The following is a 20,712-nucleotide window of genomic DNA, read 5'->3' on the forward strand; positions in this document are numbered from 1 at the left end:
CGCAGCCGCGACGATTGGCACTATGGCAAGATTTCTGCACTTGGCGGTTGCGCGCGATTCGCCTATAGCTCGTCTTCCGGCAACCAATCAGGGAGGTTTCAAAAGATGCCAGCTTTTTCTTTCTCCCTACGGGGCGGCGTGCAGTCTTGAACTGGGCCGGGAAGGGCATTTTCGCCTTTCCGTCTTTTCCAGGTCGGATTTCGTTTCGCTGACCTTGGCCCTTCCTCTCTTGAGGATACGGTCACTCCAATGATGCCGCATCGGAAGCTGGGTTCCTTTTAACGGCATATTCCATTCTGATCTTGTTTGAGGCCGATGCGTCGCGCATCGGGCGATTGTTATGGCTTTTACTCGTATTGACCTGCGCGGCGGGGCGTTCCGCAGCGTTCTCGGATTCACCTGGTCGCACTGGAAAGCGCAGCCGCTGCGCATCAGCGTCATTCTCGGCATGGTTCTCCTGTCGACGCTTGCCGACGTCCTGACGCCGCTCTATTCGGGCCGGCTCGTGGACGCCGTCGTTTCCGGCGTGGCGACCGATCAGCTTGCCTGGGATGCGGCGCTTGCCGCCTTCTGGATGCTGATGGCGCTGTCGCTCGGCGCGATCATCCTCAGGCACTTCACCTTCCTGGGGGTCACCGATCTGACGCTCAAGATGATGACCGACATCGCATCGGCGGCGTTTTATCGCATCCAGCGCTTCTCGACCGACTGGCATGCCAACAGCTTTGCCGGATCGACGGTGCGCAAGGTGACGCGCGGCATGTGGGCGCTCGATCTGCTGAACGACACCTTGCTCGTCGCCCTGTTTCCGTCCGTCGTGATGCTGGTCGGATCGACAATCCTGATGTCGTTCTATTGGCCGATGATGGGCGTCATCATCGGTATCGGGTCGATCGTCTTCATCCTGATGACGATCGTGCTGTCGCTCGGCTATGTCGCGCCGATGGCAAGCCTTGCTAACCGGTGGGACACCAAGCTCGGCGGGGCGCTCGCCGATGCCGTGAGCTGCAACATCGTCGTGAAGGGTTTTGGTGGCGAAAGCCGCGAGGACGCACGTCTTGCCAAGGTGCTCGCCAAATGGCGTGACCGCACGCGCCGCACCTGGATCCGCGGCACGACCAACGGCACGTCGCAGGGCGCCATGCTGCTCATCCTGCGCGCGGCGGTGATTGGTTTTGCGTTGTTCCTCTGGTCGAAGGGCCAGGCGACGGCCGGCGATATCACCTTCGTGCTCACCTCGTTCTTCATCCTGCAGGGTTACCTGCGTGAAGTCGGGCAGCACATCCGCAACCTGCAGCGCTCGATCAACGACATGGAGGAGCTTGTCGACATCCACGGCCAGTCGCTCGGCATCGACGACAAGGCGGATGCCAAGCCGATCCGGATCACCGACGGCCGCATCGAGTTCAAGGATGTGACCTTCCACTACGGTGCGCACCGCAAGCCGCTCTACGACCGGTTCTCGGTGACGATCCGGGAGGGCGAGCGTGTCGGCCTCGTCGGGCATTCCGGTTCGGGCAAGACGACCTTCGTCAAGCTGATCCAGCGCCTGCACGACCTGAAAGCCGGGGAGATCCGGATCGATGGCCAGGACATCGCATCGGTGACGCAGACGTCGCTGCGCCAGCAGATCGCGATCGTCCAGCAAGAGCCGATCCTGTTCCATCGCTCTCTGTCGGAGAACATCGCCTATGCGCGGCCGGAGGCCACGCAGAGCGAGATCGAGAAGGCGGCGAAGCTTGCAAGCGCCCACGACTTCATCACGGCTCTGCCGAAAGGCTATGGCACGCTGGTGGGCGAACGCGGGGTCAAGCTCTCGGGCGGCGAGCGCCAGCGCATCGCCATTGCCCGCGCGTTCCTGGCGGACGCACCGATCCTGATCCTCGACGAGGCGACGTCGAGCCTCGATTCGGAATCGGAAGTGCTGATCCAGCAGGCGATGGAGCGGCTGATGCTCGGGCGCACGACGCTTGTCATCGCGCATCGGCTCTCGACGGTCCGGGCGCTCGACCGGTTGCTGGTTTTCGACCACGGCCGGATCGCCGAGGAAGGCACGCACGACGCGCTGATCCGCCTCGACGGCGGCATCTACCGCGGTCTTTTCGAGCGCCAGGCGCTGGAGCTGACCAAGGGGCTGGTGCTGAACGACCAGTAAGGCTTTGACGCCACTTGAAACCGTTGCCGCGCCCGTCAAGGGCGCGGCAATTTTTTATGCCGGCCGGTTAAGCCAGTGATCGAGCCCGCGAGCCGCCGCACGGCCCGTGGCAAAGCAGGCGGTCAGCAGATAGCCCCCGGTCGGCGCCTCCCAGTCGATCATTTCGCCGGCGACGAAGGTGCCTGGCAGCGCCTTCAGCATGTAGTCATCATCGATCGCGGCCCAGGCGATGCCGCCGGCGGACGAGATGGCCTCCGCGATCGGGCGTGGGCGGACGAGCGGGATCGGCAACGCCTTGATCAAGGCCGCAAGTTCTGGAGGCGGCAAGCGCGCGGCATCAGGCGAAACCTCACGCAGCAGCGCCGCTTTCACCCCTTCGAGCCCGGCCCCCTTGCGCAAGCGGTTGGAAAAGCTGGTCTTGGTGTCGAAGCGGCCAAGGTCTTTTGCCAATTTCCCGACGATACGTCCCGGGGTCAGGTCGACCACCAGCTCGGCCGGTTCCCCGCCGGACAGTCGGTCCCGAAGCGCGGTGGTGTGTGCATAGACGAGGCTGCCTTCGATGCCGGTGCTGCTGACGACGAATTCGCCCGGGACGGTGCCCGCTTCCGACGTCGCGGTGACGCCCTTCAGCGCCGCGCCGGCGAAACGCTCGCGGAAGGTCTCGCTCCAGTCGATGTCGAAGCCGCAATTGGCAGGCTGAAATTTGGCGACAGACACGTCCCTCTGTTCCAGCCAGGAAACCCAGGCGGCATCCGACCCGAGACGCGGATAGCTGGCGCCGCCGAGCGCAAGCAGGGTCGCATCGGCGCTGACAAGCGCCTTGCCGTCGGGAGTATCGAACGCAAGCGCGTTGCCCTCAAAACCTGTCCAGCGGTGCCGCGTCAGGATGCGAACGCCCCGACCTTCCAGCGACTTGAGCCAGGCGCGCAACAGCGGCGACGCCTTCATCACCTCTGGGAAGACGCGGCCCGAGGAGCCGACGAAGGTTTCCGTGCCGAGCGTCTTTGCCCAACGCCTGATGTCATCCGGCGTGAACGCGTCCAGCGCCGCGCGCAGTCGCGGTGAGGCATCGCCGAAGCGCTCGGCAAAGGCGGCATAGGGCTCGGAATGGGTGATGTTCAGACCCGACTTGCCGGCGAGCAGGAACTTGCGCGCCGCCGTCGGCATGCTGTCATAGACGGTGACCGCGTGGCCGCGCTCGGACAGCACCTCGGCGGCCATCAAGCCGCTCGGTCCGCCGCCAATGACGGCGATGTTTTTTTGTCCCATGCGCTTTGCCCGGTCACAGATTTCGCTTCGGCGCACTCTTGGCCCGGCCGCGCGTGGCACGCAACCCCCGTCGGATGCGGCTATCGGCGATGGCCACTGTTGAGCTTCCTCTCCAGCCAGAGGCTGTAGCGCGAACCGGAAAAGCAGATGGCGAAATAGACGAGTGCCGCGAAGATATAGGCCTCGCTGTAAAAGCCGAGCCAGGCGGGGTCGGTGGCCGAGGTCTTGGCGGCATTCAGCAGATCGTAGATGCCGATGACGGCCAGCAGCGAGGTGTTGAGCACGATGCCGATCGACAGGTTGACGATGGCCGGGATAACCGCCCGCAGCGCCTGCGGCAGCACCACCAGCCGGAGCATCTGGATCCGGCCGAGGCCAAGCGACAGGGCCGCCTCCTTCTGACCCACCGGGATCACCTGCAATCCGGCGCGGATGATCTCGGCGAGATAGGCGGAGAAGAACAGCGTGACGCCGATCTGTGCGCGCAGCAGCTTGTCGATGGCCGCGCCGCTCGGCAGCGCCATCGGCACGATCAGCATCGCCACGTAGAGAACGGCGATCATCGGCACGCCGCGCAGCACTTCGATGAAGGCGATGGCCAGGGACCGAACGATGCCCATGTCCGACTGGCGGGCAAGGGTCAGCAGCAGCGCGATCGGGAAGGCGAAGGCGAGGCCGGCGATCGAGACGGTGAGGGTGATCGGCAGTCCGCCCCAATGATTGGTCGAGACCGGCTGCAGTCCGGCCGCGCCCGCCATCAGCAGCCAGATGCCGAGAAGCGCCAACAACCAGATCGGCACCAGGCGGAAGCTCCAGAAGCGGGGAAGGGCGGAGACCGTCAGCAGCGCAGCGATCAGGACGATCACCAGCACGGGGCGCCATTGTAGCGGCGGCGGGAAGAAGGCGAAGAGCATGAACCGAAACTTGGCGCCGACAAAGGCCCAGCAGGCGCCAGTGCCTTCCGCGGCGCAATCGGCCGCCGTGCCGGTCCAGACGGCGTCGATGACGGCCCAACGGACAAAGGGAAGAGCAAGCCAGAGGAGCGCGGCGAGTGTTGCCAGCGTGACGAGGCCATTGGCCCAGCCACTGAAGAGGCCTTCGCGCCAGCGGTGCCAGTCGGGTGCAACCGGCGGCGCAAGTTCGATCTGGCTCATTGTTTTCCTTCTCCGCGCAGAACCACGCGCCGGTTGTAGAGGTTCATCAGGGCCGAAACCGAAAGGCTGATGGTCAGGTAGACGGCGCCGATGAGGATGATCGCTTCGAGCGCCTGACCGGTGGTGTTGGCCGTGGTGTTGGCGACGCTGACGAGATCCGGATAGCCGATCGCGACCGCGAGGCTCGAGTTCTTCGTCAGATCGAGAAAGCTCGAGATCATCAGCGGCGTGATCACGCGAAGCGCCTGCGGCAGCACGACGAGGCGCATGATCTGCGCCGGTTTCAGCCCGAGGGCGCGGGCGGCTTCCCATTGACCCGACGCCACCGACTGGATGCCGCTGCGCACGATCTCGGAAATCGAGGCGGATGCATTGACGACGAGGCCGATCAGCAGCGCGGCGAATTCCGGTGTCAGCGACAGGCCGCCGCGAATGTTGAAGCCGCCCTTGGCGGGCACGTCGACCGAGGCGCTGAAGCCGAGGGAGGTGAGCACGAGATAGAAGATTGCCAGCGCGCCGAGCACAGTTCCGGCGGTTTTCGGCAGATAGAACGTTGCGCCCGCCAGCAGGCGCCTGGAAATGACGAGTGCGGCGAAGGCGGTCAGGAGCAGCGCGGGCAGCCACACAGCGGCCGCCAGACCGTCGATCGAAAGCGAGGGCAGGAAGACGCCGCGATTGCTGAGATAGACGCCGCCGAGGAACGTATAGGCGCCGCGCGGTGGCGGCAGCGCGCGGATGATCGCGCTCCAGAGGAACAGTTGCAGCAACAATGGGGTGTTGCGCAGAAGCTCGACATAGCCATGCACGAAGGTCGCGAGCAGCAGATTGCCCGAGAGCCTGATAATGCCGAGCGTGACACCGAGCACGGTTGCAAGCAGGCAGCCGACGAGCGCGACCTTGACCGTATTGGCGATGCCGGCGGCCAGCGCCCGGGCGTAGCTGTCGCCGGCTGCGTAAGGAAGGACGCTTTCGCCAATCTCGAAATTGGCCTGATGGGAGAGGAAGGCAAAGCCCGGCGTCAGGCCCATGCGGTGCATGCTCTCGGCGGTGTTCTGGCCGAGAAACGCAAAGAGCAGCAGCACGCCGACAAACAGCAGGCCTTGCTGCAACGGCAGCGGCCCGATCCACGACAGGAGCCGCGAGACGGGTCCGGGCCCCGAAGGGCCCGGTTGGATGTGGCGTGTCATGGGAAATGCCATGAACCGGCTCAACGGAACGGCGGCGAATAGAGCAGGCCGCCTGCCGTCCAGGGCTGGTTGTAGCCGCGCTCGAAATTGAGCGGCGTGCCCTTGCCGACGTTGCGCTCGAAGATCTCGCCGTAGTTGCCGACGGTCTTGACGATGTTGTAGGCGAATTTCGGATCGAGACCGATGGCTTCGCCGAGCGACGGATCGACACCGAGGAAGCGCTTGATCGCCGGATCTTCGCTCTTGAGGAAGGTATCGACATTGTCCTTGGTGATGCCAAACTCTTCCGCCTGGATCGTTGCGTAGACGGTCCAGTTGACGATTTCGAGCCACTGGTCGTCACCGGCGCGAATTGCCGGCGCCAAGGGCTCCTTTGACAGGCGCTCCGGCAGAAGCACGTAGTCGTCGGGCTTGGAGAGCTGGGTGCGCTTGGCGGCAAGGTCGGTCGCATCCTGAGTGAGTGCGTCGACGCGGCCACTGTCGAGCGCCTTCAGGAACTCGCCGGTCTCCTCGATCGTGACCGGCGTGAAAGCCTTGCCGGTCTTGCGGAAGAAATCGGCGATGTTGAGTTCGCCGGTGGTGCCGCTCTGGACGCCGATCGTCGCGCCGTCGAGTTCTTCGCCCTTGGCGACGCCAAGGTCCTTGCGCACCAGCAGGCCCTGGCCGTCGTAGAAGACGACGGGGCCGAAGTGGAAGCCAAGCTTGAAGGCGCGGCTCACCGTCTGGGTGACGCCCGAAAGCAGAATGTCGAACTCGCCAGACTGCAGCGCCGGCAGACGCTGCTGCGGCGACGAATTGGTGAACTCGACTTTCTCGGCATCGTTGAAGACGGTGATGGCGATGGCGCGGCCGAAATCGACGAAGAAGCCCTGCCAGCGGCCGTTGCTGTCGGGCGAGAAGAAGCCCGGCGTGGTGCCGACGCCGACCTTGATGACGCCGCGCGCCTTGATCTTGTCGAGCGTTTCGCCGGCAAGCGCCGAGGTAGCGATCAGGCCCGCCGCCAGCGCCGCCGTCGCGGCAAAGGCTTTTGTGAAAAGTTTTCGGTGAGTGGAAGTTCGCTGCATAAGGGTCCCCAAAGCCAAAGAATGTCATTGCGCCACCGGCCAGAGCCGCTCGAGGCGTGCTTAAAAATTAAATCTATAGAAATTATATAATAGGCATGATTGTGCGAAATAAGCGCTGGACCCGAAACAGATTTCGCCGCCTCGTTTTTGCCGGGAACGTTTTTGACAAGAGCTCATCGGTTGATGGCGATGACCCCAGAAGGCGGGGATTGCATTCACCTTCGACCGATGACCGGCACGCTGCAGCGCAAAACTCCGGCTGCATATGCAGGCCTATGCCTCTTGTTGAGATCGGCGGAAGCTCCTAGGTTCCGCCCGTCGATTGGTTTATCTCCTTGGCGATGCAGCTTTTTGCGGGAAATTGGCGGGAACGGATGGGATGGGGCGCGCCGGTGTCGGTCGCCCTGCACCTCGTCGTAGCCCTTTTCCTTTTGTACGATCTGCCGTTCGAGCTGCCGAAACCACCGAAGGAGCAGACCGTCAACGTCGAGCTCGTTCCGCCGCCGGCGGAGGCAAAAGAACCAAAGAAGGCCGAACAGAAGCAGGCAGAGCAAAAGAAGGCGGCGCCGAAAAAGGGCGAAGAGAAGAAGGCTGAACAGCCGAAACCGCAACCCAAGCCTAAGCCCCAGCCGAAGGCAGACCCGAAGCCGCAACCCAAGTCGGCGCAACAGCTGCCGCAATCCTTCGCCTCGGCGATGGCCAAGACCAAGCAGGACAACAAGGAGGCAGAGCTTCCGCCGGCTGCGCGCGAGACGGAGAAAAAGACCGAGGCTTCCGAGCCGGCAAAGGCCGTAGACGACAAGGCAAAGCCAGCGGATAAGCCGGCAACGGCGCCTTCGACCGAGAAAAAAGAACCGGCCAAGGAGCCGAAGCCCCCGTCAACGCTTGCCGTGCCTGCGAGATCCACCGACAGCGCCACACAGAAGGCGGATGAAAAGCCTGCGGCGACGGTGGCCGAAGCCAAGCCTGAACCAAAAGAGACGCCTGACGCCAAGCCGCAGACGGCCAAATCGGAAGGGACCACAAAAACCAAGCCGGCCGATGCTGCGGCAAAGGTCGAACTCAAGCCCGTTCCGAGCAAGTTGACCGAAGCAAAAGAACTTTATTCTGCAAAGTCGATTGCCGATCCGCGGGTGAAGCAGGCCCTGATCAACCTGCCGGTCAAGAGGCGGATCCTGCAACTGTGCAATCTCGAGGCTCTGGAACAGATCCGCAGCCAACGGCCGGATACCCCGCCCGAAGGATTGGTGCCGTTCGGACCGAGGGGCGGCTTCATCGCCAAAAACCGCATGGACGCTAGCGGTGGAGCCTACCAGAACAAATCGACTTGGTATGACGTCGACTTCAATTGCGTCGTCAATGAAGATGCGACCGAAGTGACCTCCTTCAGCATAGCGATCGGTGGCGAAGTACCGAAAGCAGCCTGGAAGGAGCGACGACTTCCGGGGAATTGATCCTTGCGACGTGGTAGAGGGGGGTGGTCTCCGACCAAGCCCACTACGCTCGCTGTGTGCAGCGCCCGCCGTGACCCCTGGTCGCTGCGCGGCGCTGAGAATTGCTTTGCCTGCCGGACCCAATGAGCCCGGCAGGCGCAGGTGCGAGTTGCCACTCCCGCACCAAGCTGATGCGGTTGTTGTTACTCCGCCGGTTGAAGAACCCGCTCGCGATACACAGACACCAGCGAGGTGCCGAGCATCGCGGCCACGGCGGCAAAGAGGAAGACGCCGGCCGGGCCCTGCAGTTCGACAAGCAGGCCGCCGAGGATTGCGCCGGTCGAAATGGCGATCTGGAAGGTGGTGAGCGTTGCGGCCCCCGCACCTTCGGCCTCGTCGCCGGCAGCCCGGCTCAGGAACGACTGGACGCTGACCGGCAGGGCGCCGAAGGCGAAGCCCCAGGCGGCGGTGGCAACAATCGCGACGGCCGGCAGCGCGCCCGCCAGGGCCAGGACCAGCGTCGTGGCGGCGACGCCCGCGGCGGCCGACATCATCGACAGTCGCGTGCTGCGCTCGGCGAGGAAACCGCCGGCAATGTTGCCGAAGAAACCGCCGACGCCGAAGGCGAGCAGGATCGCGGTGATCGCCTCGACGCCGAACTGCGGCACCTGTTCAAGGAACGGGCGCACATAGGTGAAGCCGGCAAAGTGACCCGTGACGACGAGCAGGATGGTTGCGAGGCCAAGCCGGATCGCCGGCCGCCTCAAGACGTTGAGGATAGTGTTAAGCCCGGTGGTTCCCTTCGGCGGCAGGCGCGGAACGGTCAGCGCCTGGACGATGAAGGTGACGATGCCGACGGCGGCGGCAAGCAGGAAGGCGTAGCGCCAGCCGAGCGTCGCGCCGATCCAGGCGCCAACCGGGGCCGCGCAGACGGTCGCGATCGAAACGCCGGACATCACGATCGCCATGGCGCGCGGCATCAGCCGGCCGGGAACGAGCCGCATGGCAAGCGCCAGCGACAGGGCCCAGAAGCCGCCAAGGCCGATGCCGAGCAGGAAGCGCGCGACAAGCAGCATCGGAAGGCTGGATGCGAAGCCGGCGATCAGGCTGGAAATGATGAGAAGCGCCGTCAATGTGAGCAGCACGTTGCGGCGGTCGAAGCGACCGGTGTAGACGACGATCGCCGGCCCGGCGATGGCAGCGACGACGGCCGTGGTCGTCACCGATTGTCCGGCCGCGCCGACGGTAACGCCGAGATCGGCCGACATCGGCGTCAGCAGGCTTGCCGGCAGAAATTCCGCCGTGACCAGGCCGAAAACGCCGAGCGCCAGGGATACGACCGCCGCCCATAGCGGCTTTTCTTGTTCATCCGCCTCGCCCGAAGGCCTTGCGACGATGCCATCCATAATTTCTATCTCCATTGCAGTTGAGATGAAAATATGCATGGCTTGCTGGAGTTTCTATGCTAGAAAATCCAAAACACTGTGCCGTTTGTCCAAAGCTGGAGTGACCCATGACCGATGCGCTGACCGACATCCTGCGCGGCCTGAGGTTAGACGGAGTGGAATATGGGCGTTGTCAGCCCTGTGCGCCATGGGCAACCGCCTATCCGGCGCAGGAACCAGCGCGTTTTCACTTTCTCGCGTCCGGTTCGGCCCATCTTCAGAGCCCCGATGGCGCCTGGGTGGAGCTGACGCCGGGCGATGCCGTGCTCTTGCCGCGTGGCGACGCGCATGTGCTTGCCAGCAAGCCTGGCCTGCCGACGATCTCGATCCACGACCTGCCGAAACGGCAGCTTTGCGACGGCATCGTCGACGTGCAATGCCCCAATTCCGATACCCAGAACCTGCTGTTCTTCGCGGTGATGCAGTTCAACGTCGACCGGCTCCATCCGCTCCTGCAGCTCATGCCGTCGGTCATGCGCACCAGCGACCTTGCCTCAAGCGAGCCGTCGATCCCGTCGCTGCTCGATACCATGACGCGTGAGGCGGCGATGCAACGCGTCGGCTCCGGCGGCATCCTGGCGCGGCTTGCCGACGTGCTGACCGCGACCATCATCCGCGCCTGGGTGGAGCATGGCTGCGGCACGGCGACCGGCTGGCTTGCCGCCGTGCGCCACCCGGAGGTCGGCCGGGTGCTCGCCGCCATCCATCTCGACCCGACGAAGGACTGGACGGTGCCGGAACTGGCAAAGCTCATGGGCGCGTCGCGCTCCGGTTTCGCCCAGCGCTTCGCCGATACCGTCGGCGAGACGCCGGCGCGCTATGTGGCACGGATGCGCATGCACCAGGCGCATCAGTGGCTGCGCGAAGGAAAGCGCGTCGCCCATGTCGCCAACCGTCTCGGCTATGATTCCGAGGCGTCCTTCAGCCGCGCCTTCCGCAAGATCATGGGCGCACCGCCAAGCCATTCGCGAAACCTGATGCCGGCGCCCGAGCAGATCGCTTCGTGAACGACGTGGCCGGCGAACTAAAGCGCGTCGCGATTTTTCAGATTCGCTTCGTGCGCTTAGGTGATCGACTTGTCGCACGTCGTAGTCGCAAGACCGCTGGGCACTTTTGCGACTACGACATGCTCTAGAACTTGATGGCGAGATCGGCCCGCACGCCGTGATCGTGAGCGGTCGAAGCGATCTGCCCCTGATAGGAGATGCCAAGCGTTGCCGCCGGTGTAACCGCAAGGTCGAAACCGGCCTCGATGAGGGCGCTGTCGCGCGCAATCGGTGCGCCGGCGACGGAAAAGGCGTCACTGCCGGAAAACGCTTGAACGACCGACGGCACAACGTCGCCATAGGCGTGTCGCCAACCGATGAGGCCGCGGGCCGTAGCTTTTGCCGTTCCAAGGTCGAATTCGGTGGCGAGCCGCAGGCCGAGCGTGGTGAAGGTCATGTCGTCGGAGCCGCCGCGCACAGACAGGGCCGCTGCACCACCCTTCTCTGTGAAGCCGTCCGTATGCACGTTGACATAGGCCAGATTGGCAAAGGGCTCGAAGGAGAGACCGCTCGCTTGCATGTCATAGCCGAGTTCGCCGAACACCTGGGTGGTGCCGGCGCGGTAATCGGCGGTCAGGCTGTCGACCAGCGCCGGCGAGATCACATTGCGGCTGCTGTCGATATCGCTCCAGGTATAGGCAAGGCCCGAGCGGAACGACAGGGCGCCCCACTGCGTGCCGCCATAGACACCGAGATGATAGTTGTCGCTGGAGGCGGACGAACGGCGGTCGTCCACCTTGAAGCTCGACGAACTGTAGCCGGCGAGGAAGCCGAGCCTCCAGTCATCGTTGACGAGGCCGTCGAGACCGGCGACGAAGCCGCCGGTGGAACGCGATAGCGCGGCGGCGTTGCCGTCGCCATCCGTATTGCCCCAGGCGCCGAAGGCCGAGCCCCAGGCCCCCGGCTGCCCCGCTGCGGCGATCGACCCGGTCGTGAGGCCATCGGTGGCCACGATCGGCCGTGCCTTCGCGCCGACCGTTTCGAAGGCTGAGCGTAGCCGGTCGTTCATCTGGTTGCCGATGACCTGGCTGTTTTCGATCAGGCCTGTCACGGTCGAGCCGTAGACTTCGCCAGGCAGCTGACCGAAAAGATCGGAGGCGGTGCCGGCATCAAGGGTCACCGCGAGATCATGCAGGGATCGGCCGAGGCCGAGGCGCTCGATCGCTCGAGCCGCTGATGCTCCGTTGCGGGTTGTCGCAAGGTCCGCAAAGGCCACGCCGTTGCGGGCGACGTCGAGATAGACGGTGGTCGGGTCGTAGGCCAGTGAGAGATCGAGGAACGCGTAGCAGCCACAGTCATCCTCGAAACGCCCGCTGACGCCGCCCGCTGCGGAAAGGATGGTGTGGCGGCCATCACCCCGGTAGTTTTCTGGCCTGACCCTGACATCCACCATACCGGCGATGTCCGCCGTGCCGGTGACATCGAGCCGGCTGGTCCCGTCGGGGGCGTCGAGATTGACGAGGAACCAGGCGTCGCTTGACTGGCGATAGTTGCCGTTCACGGTCAGAGCGCCGCCTTGCCCGCCCCAGCCGGGATAGATCGCACCGCCATTGTCGATGTTGCCGCGGATGATGCCGTCGCCCGAAAGCGTGCCGGTTTGATCGACAGCGGTGTTGGAGGCGATGCTGCCGGAAAGTGCCAGAATGCCGCCATCGATGCGCGTATCGCCGCCATATGTGCTGTTCCCGTGCAGCATCAGCACGCCATCGCCTGATTTGATCAGGCCACCTTGTCCCGTGATGTCGTTCGACCAACTGCTCTGCCCGTCGGGGACGTCCGCGTGAAAATCGCCCCAGTCGAACTTGCCCGGACCACGCACCGCTCTGCCGGCGCTGACGAGGCCATAGCCGAAGATTGCGTCAACGCCCGGATCACCGGAGTCGGTCGCCGTCCCCAGCAAGACCTGCCGCACCTGGTGCATCGTCATGTAAGGAAAAGCCTGTGCAACCAAGGCTGCCGTGCCCGCAACGAAAGGGGCCGCAAGCGACGTGCCGGTTTCTCTTGAGTAGCCGCCGCCGGGCGTTGCAACCATGATGTTGTTTTCCGGGTTGGCCCATACCCATTCGCCTTTCTCTTCGTCCCATCGATCGACATCGTCGCCCCCAGGTGCCGCGAGGCACCAATTCATGCTGACGCCGCATCGGTTTGACCAATTGGCTATGCGCGAGGGGCTGGTTGCAGCGACGGCCAGAAACCCTGGCTCCAGTTCTGGAAACAGGTATGGCGCGCCCGCCAACAACGAAGACTCTGTTCCGCCCGCATTACCGCTTGCGAAGATCAGTAGCGCCCCCTCAGATACCGCATAGCGATAGGTGGCGAGATTGCCCGGCATTTCTGCTTCGAACTGTTCGGCAGACAATTCGCCTGCGAACCCACCGCCATAGCTGTTGTTGATGATCCGTACGCCCTGATCTACCAGCGCCCGGATGCCGTAATTGGTCGCATCGAAATCGACATAGCCCGGCCTGTCCGACGCCCCCACGGCGACGATGGTTGCGCCAGGAGCGATACCATGCATGCCGACCCCGTCGCGATTGGCGGCAATGACAGACGAAACCATGGTGCCGTGACCCTCGGCGACCGAATTCCACGGCTTGTCCGGGTTGAAGGTAATGCCTTCCGCATAACGCCCGGCAAATTCCGGATGCGTGATGTCGAGGCCGCTGTCGACCACGCCGACCTTGATGCCGCTGCCGTCGTAGCCCAGCATGTAGGCATACTCGGCGTGTATTGCCGCAAGCCCCCACTGCGCCTTGAATTCGGGCGTGCGCCAGGTCTCGGGATCACTGGGGTCGCCGACATCCTGTGCGAGCGCAAATTGCGACAATGCGGACGACAGCAGGAGCGTGGCGAGGTGGATGGCGGTACGGCAGTTCTTCTTCAAGGCAGGTCCCCGTGGGCCGGCGACGTGGCGCGGGGGGCGCAAGACGTTGAAAGGACATGGAATTCACGACGCGGGCCGCGCAAAACTATCCTTTGCAACCGGTAGGCGAAATACGGCAGTTGCCGTATTTCGTGTCGAACTGTTGATCGCATGGCAGGGAATGGTCTGTCGAGCTTGCTGATCGTGACGGCACGCGGTTTCGGGATCGTCCGGTGTCTCGACGCGCGGTCCGTTGCGCCCGTGATGGATGCCGTCAACAAGCTTTTGCGCGTCACTACGCCCAGCGACCCCGCGAGATTGGTCGAAGGTCAGAAAGAGCGGTGGGTCTGCTCCACCGCCCTCGTGTTCGGCTATTGTGCCGGCTGGCTCTCCGCCGGCAGCACCGCCGCCGGCGAACCGGGCGCAGGCTGGACGGTGCTTTCCACCGGCGGAACCGGGGAACGGGTGCGCAGCGTCTCGGCGCGGTGACGGCCGACCGAGACCCAGAACAGCGCAACGAGCGCTGCAACCGTTACGCTGACCGTGACATAGCGGATCCAGGTCGGGGCATGGCCGCCCGGATCGATGTGCTTCTCGTCGATCTCGCGCTTGCGGGTGATCGCCGCCGAGTAGAACACAATCGTCGAGATCACGAAGATCAGCGACCAGCGCGTCTGTTCGCCATCCGACCCGATGAGGGCCACCAGGCTGTAGATCGCCGCCGCCAAGCCAATGATGACGTACCAGTTGTAGGTGCTTGCCGGCATCTTCTTGTAGCCGAGCACCTTGATGGAGATTGCCGAGTAGATATAGGGCAGAAGCGTCATGATCACCGCGATCGAGGCGATCTTGCCGAACTGTTCGCTTGCCGTCGGCGACATCGTCGCAAAGACCTGAACCGTCATGATCACCGCGACGATCGCAAGGCCGGCCGAGGGAACGCCCTTGGAGTTGACCTTGGCGAAGATCGAGCCGAAGAGCCCGTCATCGGCCGCAGCCTTGGCGGTCTGGCCGACGAGCAGCGTCCAGCCGGCAAGTGAGCCTAGGCAGCCGAGGGCTGCGCAGATCGCAACGACGGCACCGGCCGTATCGCCGAGCGCCAGGCGCGCGGCATCGGCAAAGGGCGCCGAGGAAGCGATCAGCTCCTTGTTCGGGATCATGCCCATGATGACGGTCGACGACAGGATATAGGCGACGGCGGCGAGAATGACGCCGCCAACGGTGGCGATCGGCACGTTGCGCTGCGGGTCACGCACGACGCCCGCCGAGACCGAGGCGCTTTCGACCCCGATGAAGGCCCAGAGGGTGAAGTTGAGCGTTGCCATGATCGCTGCCCAGCTGTCCTTGCCCGACACGTTCCACCCTTCGGAGAAGGTCGCCGGCGAGAACCAGAACCAGCCGAAGATCGCCATGCCGAGGATCGGCACCAGCGCGAAGGAGGTGGTGAAGGACTGCAGCCTGCCGACGACGTTCGGCCCGAGGATGTTGGCATAGGTGAAGAACCAGATCAGCGCCACCTGCGCCAGCGCCGACACGAGAGGGTCGCGCAGCATCGGAAAGAAGGCGGTGAGGTAACCGAGACCGGCGACCGCCAGGCCGACATTGCCGACGACGTTGGCGAGCCAGTAGATGAGGTTGGTCTGGTAACCCATGTAGTCGCCGAAGGCCTTGCGCGTATAGGCGTAGGGCCCGCCGGCGGCGGGGTCGATCGCGGCCAGCTTGGCGAAGGTCAGCGCCAGCGCGATGGCGCCGGCAATGGTGATCAGCCATCCGAAGACGGCGATGGATCCGACCGCGGCAAGGTTCGCCGGCAGCATGAAGACGCCGGAGCCCATCATGTTGCCCGCGACCATCAAGGTCGCGGGCACGAGGCCGATCTTGGCGGATTCCGCGACGCCCGCGGATGTGGGTTTGGAAGCACTATCGACAGCAGCCATGTTCGTCGCTCCTGAAGCCGGTTCAACGGGTCAAGACATAGACGCGGTAAAGGCCGTCCTCGACCTCCACCCCGTGCGTGTCATGGGTGAAACCGGGGAACCGGAGGTCATAGGCCTCGAGCGCCTTGAGATAACCGAGAACCGGACCATCGGCGGGGCCGGCGTTTTCGCCCGGCATCAGCAGCGGAATGCCCGGCGGATAGGGCACGACGCCGGTCGCGACCGTGCGGCCGGCCAGATGGTCGAGCGTTACCTGTTCCACCTCGCCGCGCACCAGCCGCTCATAGGCGCGCACCGGGCTCAGGTCCGGATGCGGCAGCACGGAGAAACCGGCAGCCATGGAGGCCGTGGTCTTCAACTGGTCCATCGCCGAGAACATCGTGTCGGCAAGATCCTTGAGGCCCATGCCGGCGTAGCGCTCCGGGTGGTCCTCGATCAGCGACGGGATCGCCACTTCCAGGGTGAGGTTGGCGTCGTAGTCGCGCTTGAAGTCGCAAAGCGCGCTGACGAGCGAACCCCATTTCCCCTTGGTGATGCCGAGCGAGAAGAGGAACAGGATGGTGAAGTCGGTCGTCTTCTCGACGACGATGCCGCGGGCATCGAGATAGGCGGTGACGAGGCTCGAGGGGATGCCGACCGGCATCAGCCCGCCGCCGGGTGCCACGCCCGGCGTGACGATCGAGACCTTGATCGGGTCGAGCATGCAATAGCCGTCCTCGATCTCGCCGAACCCGTGCCATGCGGCTCCCGGCTTCAGCACCCAGCAGGACGGGTCGGTCGCAAGCGATTCCGGCGAGGCTTCGTGGAAGGGGCTGGTGCGGCCGGTCTTCGGGTCGCGCACCGTGTCCGGCTGCCAGCAATCGAAGAACCAGTCGCCGCGTTCGGCCGCGTCGTTGGCGAGCCGCGACATCATCAGGCGGAAGGCGACCGCTTCCTCGATCGACTCGTTGGTGAGGGCCGCGCCTCCCGGCCCGTCCATCATCGCCGCTGAAACATCGTTCGAGGCGATGATCGCGTAGTTCGGCGAGGTCGAGGCATGCATCATGAACGTCTCGTTGAAGATGCCATGCGGGATCGGCTTGCGGCCGTCGCGCACATGGATGAAGGACGCTTGCGAAAGGGCAGCCAGCAGCTTGTGGGTCGACTGGGTGGCAAAGACGGTCGGCTTGTTCGCCGTATGCGCCTTCGGGTCGCCATGCATGGCGTGGCGATCGCGGTAGATCGGGTTGAAGCGGGCGTAGCCGTACCAGGCTTCGTCGAAGTGCAGCCGGTCGACGCTGGCGCCGAGCAGTTCCTCGACCCGGGTGACGTTGTAGCAAAGCCCGTCATAGGTGGAGTTGGTGATGATGGCGTGTTTCGGTTCGCGGTCCTTGAGGTCGGCTGTGAGCGGGTTGTCGTCGATCGTCTTGCGGATGGCGGCCGCCGTCAGGCGCTCCGGCGGGATCGGGCCGATGATGCCGTAGTGGTTCCGGGTCGGCACCAGGTAGGTCGGCACGGCACCGGACATCGTCATCGCGTGCTCGGCCGACTTGTGGCAATTGCGGTCGCAGAGCGCGATCTGATCGCGGCTGACGCTCGCCATCAGGATGACGCGGTTGGAGGTCGAGGAACCATTGGTGACGTGGTAGCTGCGGTGCGAGCCGAAGACGCGCGCGGCATATTTTTCACTGGCGCCGATCGGCCCGGAATGGTCGAGCAGCGATCCGAGCTCGCCGACGGAAATCGACAGGTCCGAGCGCAGCAGCGGTTCACCGAAGAACTCGAAGAAGGCGCGTCCGGGTGGGGATTTGAGAAAACCCGTGCCGCCGGTATGTCCTGGCGTGTGCCAGGAGTATTCGTGCACCTGCGAAAACTGGGCGAGCGCCTTGAACATCGGCGGCAGCACGGTGGAACGATAGCGCTCGATTGCCGCCTGGATGCGCCCGCCGACGAAGTCCATCGTGTCTTCGAGCATCCAGACGAAGTCGTCGACCTTCGCCATGATGTCGGCGGGCACCGACGAGGCGACGCTGCGGTCGGCAAGCAGCAGCAGCGGAACGGTGCCGTTGCGCTTGCGCAGCGCCTCGACGACGCCGATCGATTGTTCGTGACCGTCCGGTCCGAGGTCCCAGTCGACCAGCACGCATTGGAGAGCGGGATCGGACCTGATCACGGCGATACCGTCGTCGGCGCTTTCGGCGGTCACCACCTCGATCTGGCGGCGCTCGAGTTCCGCGATCAGCGAGCGAACGGCGCGGCCGGCAGCACTTTCCTCGCTGATCTCGTCGTCAAGAACGAGTGCTTTCATGCCGAGACGGCGGTGACCCCTGTTCAACGTGCTCATATCCAATCCTCTCTCTAGTTCGGTGCTAGGTGCAGGTGGGGGTATTGTTCTGGCGTCAGCCTTTGGACGGCTCCTTCCTCTCGACTGACAGGTAAACGGGCAGTGCCACGAGCAGCAGCAGCAGGCACCAGAGGCCCGCCTGAGGTCCGCTGCCGTAGACCGTCCAAAGGGAAAAGACGAAAGCGACCAGCGCATAGGGCTTGTAAGGGCCGATGCGGATGCCGGCCCATTCCGCGTCGCGCGGACGCGCGAGCGCCAGGAAAAGCGCGCCCTCGACGAGACTGCAGAAGACGTAGGGCACCATGGCCGCCGTGGTCGAAAGATCGACGGCGAAGCGATAAACAGCCATCAGCCCGGAGACGCCCGAGGTCTGCAGCACCAGCAGTGCCGAGGCGAGCAGCATCGACACGACGATGCCCCACTGAGGGGCGCCGCGGCTCGACAGGCGGCCGAAAACCGGCGGGAACAGGCCGTCGCGCGCCGCCGCCATCGGCACCTGCGCCATCAGCAGCGTCCAGCCGTTGAGCGCGCCGATCGACGAAAGCACGACCGCGGCAGCCACGAGCGTGCTCCCCCACCAGCCCCACATCATGAAGGCCGCATCGGAAAAGGGGGCGGCAGAACGGGCAAGCGCCTCGCGCGGAACCGTGCCCATCACCACGAGCGTGCCGAGGATGAAAACCAGGCCGCAGCAGAGCGTGCCGAGCACCGTCGCCCGCGGGATCGTGCGCTTCGGATCGTCGACATCGCCGGCCGGGACGGTCGCAGACTCGATGCCGAGAAAGGCGAACATCGTCAGCGGGGCAGTGGCCGAGATCAGCCCCAGGACGGAAAGCCCGCTCGGGTTGACGGGTGTGAGGTTCTGCGGCTCGATCCAGAAGAGGCCGAGAAGGGCGATGGCGATGAAGGGAACGAGCTTCAGCCCGACGGTGACGATCTGGAAGCGGCCGGCGCTCTTGACGCCGAACATGTTGATGGCAGCGACCAGCCACATGGCGGCAAGCGAAACCGCGGTGAACCCGCCTGGCACATGCTGAAGGTTCGGGAAAAAGACGCCGAGATATCCGGCGAAGGCCATGGCGATCGCCAGCAGCGACGCCCAGATCGATATCCAGTAGGCCCAGGCGACGAGGAAGCCGGCAAACGGTCCGAAAGCCATGCGGCTGTAGGCGTAGGGGCCGCCGGTCGCGGGCCTGACGCTGGCAAGCCGCGCAAAGACCAGCCCGAGGCACATGGCGGCAATGGCCATGCCGACCCAGCCCACGAGCGCTGCGGCGCCATAGGGGGCGAGCGCTGCAGGCGACAGGTAGAAACCGGAGCCGATGATATTCCCGACGACGAGCGCCGAGCAGGCCCAGATGCCGAGGCTCGGGCGGACGTCCGTCCCTGCGGACGTCATTTGCGGAGAATTGCCGGCGGTTGCATCAAGCGGCTTCATCATCGAGTGCCGTCGTTCCAAATGCCAAGGACGAGGCGAACTTATGAACTGTTTCTTATGGTTGCAACTGCTTTATTTCACTCCACTATCAGTCGCCGCATGCGCCGACGCGGCGCTTCTGCAAGATCGGTTTTGACCGCCGCTCGTGACGAGCCTCGACGATCGCTGGCGTTGCAGGCTTCTCATGAAACTATTCCATTTTTGCGATGCCGTTTTGCCGCCGGGGGATGTAGGTTGCCCTGCGACGAAATGCCTGCTTCGCGAACGGGCCAATGGACGGGAAAACGACGAAAAAATGACGAATATCAAGCGCTTGCGCCTTCGAGATCTTGGTTTCCGGCCAGGTGTCTACGAGCCGGGTCCGCTCAACGCGATCACCGATGTCCCGGGCGTCGCCGTCGGCCAGGCAACCGTTGTCGATGCGGACCGCATCCGCACCGGGGCGACCGCCATCCTGCCGCATGAAGGCAACCTCTTTCAGGACAAGGTGCCGGCCGGCTTCGCCGTGCTCAACGGCTTCGGCAAGTTTGCGGGTTCCACCCAGATCGACGAACTTGGCGAGCTGGAAACGCCCGTCGTTCTCACCAACACGCTGGCGACGGGGCGGGCTATCGAGGCCGTCAATCGCTGGACGCTGGCGCAGCCGGGCAACGAGAAGGTGGTGTCGCTGAACGCGGTCGTCGGCGAGACAAACGATTCCCGCCTCAACGACATCCGCGCCGGTCGCCCGACGGTCGACGAGATCGGCGCTGCCCTTGCCGCTGCGAAGACCGGTGCCGTCGAAGAGGGGGCTGTCGGTGCCGGAACCGGCACGGTGGCCTTCGGGCTGAAGGGCGGCATCGGCACGAGTTCGCGTCTTGTGAAGGCGGCTGGCTCGGTCTTTACGCTCGGCGTGCTCGTCCAATCCAATTATGGCGGCCGGCTCACCGTCTGCGGCCGTGCCTACGAGGCGCCGGCGGCACACGACCGGGACGGCTCGATCGTCATCGTGGTTGCAACCGACGCGCCGCTGTCTGCCCGCAATCTCAAGCGCCTGGCCGAACGCGCCTTCGGCGGTCTCGCCCGCACCGGGGCGGCACTCAGCAACGGTTCCGGCGACTATGCGCTTGCCTTCTCGACTGCGGCTAGCGTGCGCCGCACCAAGGCGCGGCGAGCCGCGATCGCCGACTATCCCGACCTTCCGAACGACCTGATGTCGCCGCTCTTTGAAGCCGCGATCGAGACGACCGAGGAGGCGATCCTCAATTCTCTGACGATGGCGTGCACGACGTACGGCTTCAACGCCGCGAACGGCAAGCCGAGCACGGTCGAGGCGATCTCGCTCGAACGGCTTCGCGCGCTCAACGAACACTGATTTTGCGCACTTTGGATCGGGCCTTCTGGTGCGATCCATGCGCT

13 protein-coding genes are annotated in these 20,712 nt (G+C 64.4%); 4 read left to right on the forward strand and 9 right to left on the reverse strand.

Annotation, left to right across the window (positions count from 1 at the left end; genetic code table 11):
* Positions 1–340: 340 nt before the first annotated feature.
* A complete protein-coding gene (locus M2267_RS24950) occupies positions 341–2,155 on the forward strand; it encodes an ABC transporter ATP-binding protein (protein ID WP_429118157.1) in 1,815 nt (604 codons plus the stop codon).
* A 54-nt stretch (positions 2,156–2,209) separates the two neighbouring features.
* On the opposite strand, the gene M2267_RS24955 is transcribed toward M2267_RS24950, so the two are convergent.
* From M2267_RS24955 to M2267_RS24970, 4 genes are all read right to left on the reverse strand, one after another.
* Positions 2,210–3,424: a TIGR03862 family flavoprotein gene (locus tag M2267_RS24955; protein ID WP_429118159.1), complete on the reverse strand. Its 1,215-nt coding sequence runs from the start codon at positions 3,422–3,424 to the stop codon at positions 2,210–2,212.
* Between the two features lie 80 nt (positions 3,425–3,504).
* A complete protein-coding gene (locus M2267_RS24960; RefSeq protein ID WP_429118161.1) occupies positions 3,505–4,578 on the reverse strand; it encodes an amino acid ABC transporter permease in 1,074 nt (357 codons plus the stop codon).
* On the reverse strand, positions 4,575–5,765 hold the full coding sequence (locus M2267_RS24965; RefSeq protein ID WP_429118163.1) for an amino acid ABC transporter permease: 1,191 nt from the start codon (positions 5,763–5,765) through the stop codon (positions 4,575–4,577). Before M2267_RS24965 ends, M2267_RS24960 begins: the two co-directional genes overlap by 4 nt.
* Before the next feature lie 20 nt (positions 5,766–5,785).
* Entirely contained in the window at positions 5,786–6,829 is a 1,044-nt protein-coding gene (locus tag M2267_RS24970; protein WP_429118166.1) for an amino acid ABC transporter substrate-binding protein, read from the reverse strand.
* Between the two features lie 341 nt (positions 6,830–7,170).
* On the opposite strand from M2267_RS24970, the gene M2267_RS24975 reads away from it, so the two are divergent.
* Positions 7,171–8,283 carry a DUF930 domain-containing protein gene (locus M2267_RS24975; protein WP_429118331.1) on the forward strand — a complete coding sequence of 371 codons (1,113 nt, stop codon included), beginning with the start codon at positions 7,171–7,173 and terminating at the stop codon, positions 8,281–8,283.
* Positions 8,284–8,465: 182 nt separating this feature from the next.
* Here the strand turns inward: M2267_RS24975 and M2267_RS24980 are convergent, their stop codons facing one another.
* Positions 8,466–9,668: an MFS transporter gene (locus M2267_RS24980; RefSeq protein ID WP_429118169.1), complete on the reverse strand. Its 1,203-nt coding sequence runs from the start codon at positions 9,666–9,668 to the stop codon at positions 8,466–8,468.
* Positions 9,669–9,775: 107 nt separating this feature from the next.
* Between M2267_RS24980 and M2267_RS24985 the strand changes: the two genes are divergently transcribed.
* The gene (locus M2267_RS24985; protein WP_429118172.1) at positions 9,776–10,714 is read left to right on the forward strand and encodes an AraC family transcriptional regulator; all 939 of its coding nucleotides are present in this window, start codon (positions 9,776–9,778) and stop codon (positions 10,712–10,714) included.
* Positions 10,715–10,838: 124 nt separating this feature from the next.
* Here the strand turns inward: M2267_RS24985 and M2267_RS24990 are convergent, their stop codons facing one another.
* The 4 genes from M2267_RS24990 to M2267_RS25005 all read right to left on the reverse strand — a co-directional run bounded on the left by M2267_RS24990 (position 10,839) and on the right by M2267_RS25005 (position 19,317).
* A complete protein-coding gene (locus M2267_RS24990) occupies positions 10,839–13,637 on the reverse strand; it encodes an autotransporter domain-containing protein (protein WP_429118174.1) in 2,799 nt (932 codons plus the stop codon).
* A 350-nt stretch (positions 13,638–13,987) separates the two neighbouring features.
* Positions 13,988–15,553 carry an arginine/agmatine antiporter gene (gene adiC / locus M2267_RS24995; RefSeq protein ID WP_429118176.1) on the reverse strand — a complete coding sequence of 522 codons (1,566 nt, stop codon included), beginning with the start codon at positions 15,551–15,553 and terminating at the stop codon, positions 13,988–13,990.
* Positions 15,554–15,575: 22 nt separating this feature from the next.
* Complete coding sequence (locus tag M2267_RS25000) at positions 15,576–17,876, reverse strand: Orn/Lys/Arg decarboxylase N-terminal domain-containing protein (protein ID WP_429118178.1); 2,301 nt, start codon at positions 17,874–17,876, stop codon at positions 15,576–15,578.
* Positions 17,877–17,931: 55 nt separating this feature from the next.
* Positions 17,932–19,317, reverse strand: a complete 1,386-nt coding sequence (locus M2267_RS25005) for an amino acid permease (protein ID WP_429118181.1) — start codon at positions 19,315–19,317, stop codon at positions 17,932–17,934.
* Positions 19,318–19,609: 292 nt separating this feature from the next.
* On the opposite strand from M2267_RS25005, the gene M2267_RS25010 reads away from it, so the two are divergent.
* Positions 19,610–20,668 carry a P1 family peptidase gene (locus M2267_RS25010; RefSeq protein ID WP_429118183.1) on the forward strand — a complete coding sequence of 353 codons (1,059 nt, stop codon included), beginning with the start codon at positions 19,610–19,612 and terminating at the stop codon, positions 20,666–20,668.
* Positions 20,669–20,712: the final 44 nt, after the last annotated feature.

This window comes from Ensifer sp. KUDG1 (genome assembly GCF_050434285.1).
GTDB lineage: Bacteria > Pseudomonadota > Alphaproteobacteria > Rhizobiales > Rhizobiaceae > Ensifer.

Excerpts from the sequence above, each read along its gene's own strand:
- M2267_RS24950 (WP_429118157.1), top strand. The coding sequence starts at position 341 with ATGGCTTTTACTCGTATTGACCTGCGCGGCGGGGCGTTCCGCAGCGTT.
- M2267_RS24955 (WP_429118159.1), bottom strand. The coding sequence starts at position 3,424 with ATGGGACAAAAAAACATCGCCGTCATTGGCGGCGGACCGAGCGGCTTG.
- M2267_RS24960 (WP_429118161.1), bottom strand. The coding sequence starts at position 4,578 with ATGAGCCAGATCGAACTTGCGCCGCCGGTTGCACCCGACTGGCACCGC.
- M2267_RS24965 (WP_429118163.1), bottom strand. The coding sequence starts at position 5,765 with ATGACACGCCACATCCAACCGGGCCCTTCGGGGCCCGGACCCGTCTCG.
- M2267_RS24970 (WP_429118166.1), bottom strand. The coding sequence starts at position 6,829 with ATGCAGCGAACTTCCACTCACCGAAAACTTTTCACAAAAGCCTTTGCC.
- M2267_RS24975 (WP_429118331.1), top strand. The coding sequence starts at position 7,171 with ATGCAGCTTTTTGCGGGAAATTGGCGGGAACGGATGGGATGGGGCGCG.
- M2267_RS24980 (WP_429118169.1), bottom strand. The coding sequence starts at position 9,668 with ATGGATGGCATCGTCGCAAGGCCTTCGGGCGAGGCGGATGAACAAGAA.
- M2267_RS24985 (WP_429118172.1), top strand. The coding sequence starts at position 9,776 with ATGACCGATGCGCTGACCGACATCCTGCGCGGCCTGAGGTTAGACGGA.
- adiC (WP_429118176.1), bottom strand. The coding sequence starts at position 15,553 with ATGGCTGCTGTCGATAGTGCTTCCAAACCCACATCCGCGGGCGTCGCG.
- M2267_RS25000 (WP_429118178.1), bottom strand. The coding sequence starts at position 17,876 with ATGAGCACGTTGAACAGGGGTCACCGCCGTCTCGGCATGAAAGCACTC.
- M2267_RS25005 (WP_429118181.1), bottom strand. The coding sequence starts at position 19,317 with ATGATGAAGCCGCTTGATGCAACCGCCGGCAATTCTCCGCAAATGACG.
- M2267_RS25010 (WP_429118183.1), top strand. The coding sequence starts at position 19,610 with ATGACGAATATCAAGCGCTTGCGCCTTCGAGATCTTGGTTTCCGGCCA.